The following is a 385-nucleotide window of genomic DNA, read 5'->3' on the forward strand; positions in this document are numbered from 1 at the left end:
GTCCCGGATGACAGCGCGGATTGTTGTTGGCTGCCGGGCGGCTATCCCGAACTGCACGCAGGGCGGCTGGCGGGCAATGACCGGCTGCGGTCCGGTCTGCACCGTTTTGCCCAGACCCGCGCCGTCCACGGTGAATGCGGGGGCTATATGGCACTGGGGGCCGGGCTGGTCGATGCACAGGGGCAGCGGCACCAGATGCTGGGGTTGCTGGGGCTTGAGACCAGTTTTGCCAAGCGCAAAATGAACCTGGGCTACCGTCTGGCAGAGCTTTCTGCGCCAATGCCGGGGTTCGAGGTGGGCACACGCCTGCGTGGGCATGAGTTCCATTATGCCCGTATCCTGAGCCAGCCGGATGCCCCGCTTGCCGAAGTGCGTGATGCCAACG

1 pseudogene is annotated in these 385 nt (G+C 65.5%); it reads left to right on the forward strand.

From position 1 onward, the window contains the following. Window positions 1-385: pseudogene (locus tag Q4528_RS12795) on the forward strand (hypothetical protein); the annotation flags it as partial.

The sequence above is a fragment of the Staphylococcus pasteuri genome, from assembly GCF_030547725.1.
Lineage (GTDB): Bacteria > Bacillota > Bacilli > Staphylococcales > Staphylococcaceae > Staphylococcus > Staphylococcus pasteuri.